This window comes from Collinsella aerofaciens ATCC 25986 (assembly GCF_964239575.1).
In the GTDB taxonomy this organism is placed as follows: Bacteria; Actinomycetota; Coriobacteriia; order Coriobacteriales; family Coriobacteriaceae; genus Collinsella; species Collinsella aerofaciens_BQ.
Genome location: NZ_CAXSQQ010000047.1, coordinates 1 through 2,919, shown reverse-complemented (window position 1 = coordinate 2,919; position 2,919 = coordinate 1). Strand labels below are relative to the sequence as shown.

Here is a 2,919-nt window from a genome sequence, read left to right as displayed (position 1 = left end):
GATTCTAGGACGAAGGCCGTTCTTCGTTAAACGGGCGCTAGGGCGTCACCCTTACACCAACATTTTCGACGCGATCATTTTTGGTTGAGATTGAAAATCAACCGCTCCTTGATGATTTCCCGGTATATCTCTACTGCGCTCTGTGCTGCCGCTTCCGTTCCTTTCCGTTCCGGCGGCGTAGCCGCTCCCCCGCAAGGTGAGGGGTTAGGGGAAAGGATAGGAATGGAATGGGTACTTGATAAATCTGTATTTGATTTTTCTTTTTTTGGTAAGTCAGTTCTTTGTATATCTTTATTTAATTGCGTTGGATTTTCCAACGTAGGTTTTTCCAATGTTGGTTTTCCCTGTGTTGGATTATCCAATGTTGGATTTTCCAATGTAGGTAAATCCGGCGTAGGCGGCTGCGGCTGCTCGAATATCACATAGTCCGCGCCCCGCAAGCGTCCTTTCTCGTCGCGCTCCCTTGAACGGACGATATACCCGGCGCGTTCAAGCTCCCGTATGGCTTCGCGGATAGCGTCTATCTTCTCCCGGTTGATAAGGGATAAGCCTTTCAAGGTGTAGTCCCAATCTTCGGGGAGTGACAGCATTTGCGACAACAGCCCCTTTGCCTTTAGAGAAAGCTCCTTGTTGCGTAGGTGGTGGTTGCTCATTACGGTGTAGCCTTTGTTTCGTTCCACCCGGAAAACTGCCATAGTAAATCACTCCTTTTGCTGTGGATTTGTTACGCAGTAGAAGCGCGGTTTCGGGGGATAAGGTATAAATCCCTTGCCGCGTCAGATACGCGCCCGGAAAGCCGCTTGTAGCAAGGCTTTTTCTGCCCCTACTGCGTAACAAAGGGCATGAAAAAAGCGGCGTTTCTGTTCTCCCTGTGTAGAGAGTGGGAAACGCCGCTTTTGCGTCGTATTCAGTTTTTAGTACAATACCCGGCTTGTCCGTCGCTCGAAAAACCTTGATTTTCCAGTGTTTTCAAAAGTATCGTTATCTAACGTCAGCTTTAGGTGGCCCAGCGTTTGCCCCGTTTTGCTGGGGATGTCTGTCGTTCAGTGCTCTTACTGGCCAATCCAGTGTTGCGCATAGCTCTTAATGTCTTCGGTAAAACCGTCAAGGTCGTCAAGGGTGATCACGCTGTCGATAAGCAAATTGGCTATCTCGCGGTGCATTGTGCTGCGGCGAATGTCGTTTGCAATTACGCCTGAGGACAGCTTGTCTCTATTGAGGCGCTCTTCTAGTGCCCAAAATCTACTGGACGCTTCGCTGTCGCCGTTCAGCATCTCAACGTACTGGCCGATGAGCTTTTCCATATAACGTTCTTGCCATTGAGGAAGCATTTTCTTAAACAGCTTCCAGTCGCTTTCGGTTACGTCGCGCATATGTTCTCCGCTCGTCAAACGGGCTTTCCATTTGCCTTTCATTTTATTTGGTTTTCGCTCGCAGGTGCGGATGAGAGGCTCTCTTTAGCCTTCGAGATTGGGCTTGAATGGGTCGTATGCCACAAAACGGGCCTATCTACTACGTTTAACCGATCGCCCTCAACCATGCCAAGTTTCGCGGAATAAAAACCGACGCTCCTATAAGTTGTCAATAGGCAGTTTGCGGGAGCGCTCCCTTCAATTCGCACAGGAGCTCGTAATACCTCCTCTCCAGTTTCGTCGACCGCCGTCTCCCATGTTCCAGGTGACCGAGTGAGGCCGCGGACATGCCGAGCCCCGCGGCGGCCTGCTTCTGGGTCACCCGCATCGCCTTGCGCATCTTCGCGAGCTCGGGGCCTTCCGGCGCGGCGCCGTCGGGATTCGGGTCCATGAGCACGCGGTACACCTCCCGCGCTATGTAGCGCTTCAGGCAGCGGATCGCCTCCCTCCGGGACTTCCCCTCGGAGGTTCGCTTCGCCACGTACCTCCTCGTCCTCTCGTCGTACGCCATGCGCTTGATCGCGATCTCGTAGAGCGCCCAGTTCGCCTGCCGGTTGCCGCCGCGGTTGAGCCTGTGCCGCTCCGTCTTCCCGCTCGACGCGGGGATCGGGGAGGCGCCGCACAGCATCGAGAACGCCGCCTCGCCCTTCAGCCTGCCGGGGTTGTCGCCGGCGGCCACGACCAGGGCGGCGGCGGTCGTCGTGCCGCAGCCCTCGACGCCGAGCAGCGCGGGCGCGTTCGCCTCCAGCAGCGCGCGGATGCGCGCGTCGAGGGACTCGACCTGGCTGCGGGCCTCCTTCCAGACCGCCGCGACGGACCGCAGCGAGGCCAGCACGCTCTCCTCGAGCGCGTCGCCCGCCTTCCTCCCGCGCGCGAGCAGCGGCATGAGGTCCTTCGGCCGCTCGCGGCCCCTGAACCGCTCCCTCAGGGCGCCCGGGGCCGTCGTGAGCATCGACTTCGCGCAGGCCACGCAGGACGTGGACGTCGCGACGGCCAGCCTGCGCGCGACGTAGAGCTGGCGCACCGCCTCGACCCAGCCGTCCTGCGACTTCGGCACGGAGCAGCCCCTCCCGGACGCCGCCTTGCGCGCCGCGCGCTCGGCGTCCAGCGGGTCGCTCTTCCCCTCGCCGGGCCTCACCTTGTCCCTCTTGGGCCTGAGCACCTCGACGACGTTGTACCCGAGCTCCGCGAGCCTCCTCGTCAGCCCGGCCCCGTACGATGCCGTGCCCTCGACGCCGACGACCATGCAGCTCCCCGGGTCGCCTATCGCCTCCGCCAGCCTGTCGTAGCCCTCGGGGTCGGCCCCGAAGCTCCCGCTCCAGATCTTCCTCCCGAGGCCGTCGAGCAGGCACAGGACATGCACGTCCTTGTGCGTGTCGACGCCCGCGATGACCGTTTCGCCTTCCATTTTCGCTCCCCTCGGTCTGCCGGGTTGATTTCCGATCTCAGCCGAACACATTGAGCTGATGGCTCGCTCCCGCAGTTAGCCGAACGCCCCCGCGGCCCC

General features: G+C 59.2%; 3 protein-coding genes. All 3 read right to left on the bottom strand.

What is annotated here, in order from left to right; all coding sequences use genetic code 11:
- Positions 1–74: 74 nt before the first annotated feature.
- Positions 75–695 carry a DUF6017 domain-containing protein gene (locus ACESUZ_RS10000; RefSeq protein WP_443985377.1) on the bottom strand — a complete coding sequence of 207 codons (621 nt, stop codon included), beginning with the start codon at positions 693–695 and terminating at the stop codon, positions 75–77.
- Positions 696–1,052: 357 nt separating this feature from the next.
- Positions 1,053–1,373 carry a multidrug transporter gene (locus ACESUZ_RS09995; protein WP_195235102.1) on the bottom strand — a complete coding sequence of 107 codons (321 nt, stop codon included), beginning with the start codon at positions 1,371–1,373 and terminating at the stop codon, positions 1,053–1,055.
- A gap of 208 nt (positions 1,374–1,581) precedes the next feature.
- A complete protein-coding gene (locus ACESUZ_RS09990; RefSeq protein ID WP_373199899.1) occupies positions 1,582–2,820 on the bottom strand; it encodes an IS110 family RNA-guided transposase in 1,239 nt (412 codons plus the stop codon).
- Positions 2,821–2,919: the final 99 nt, after the last annotated feature.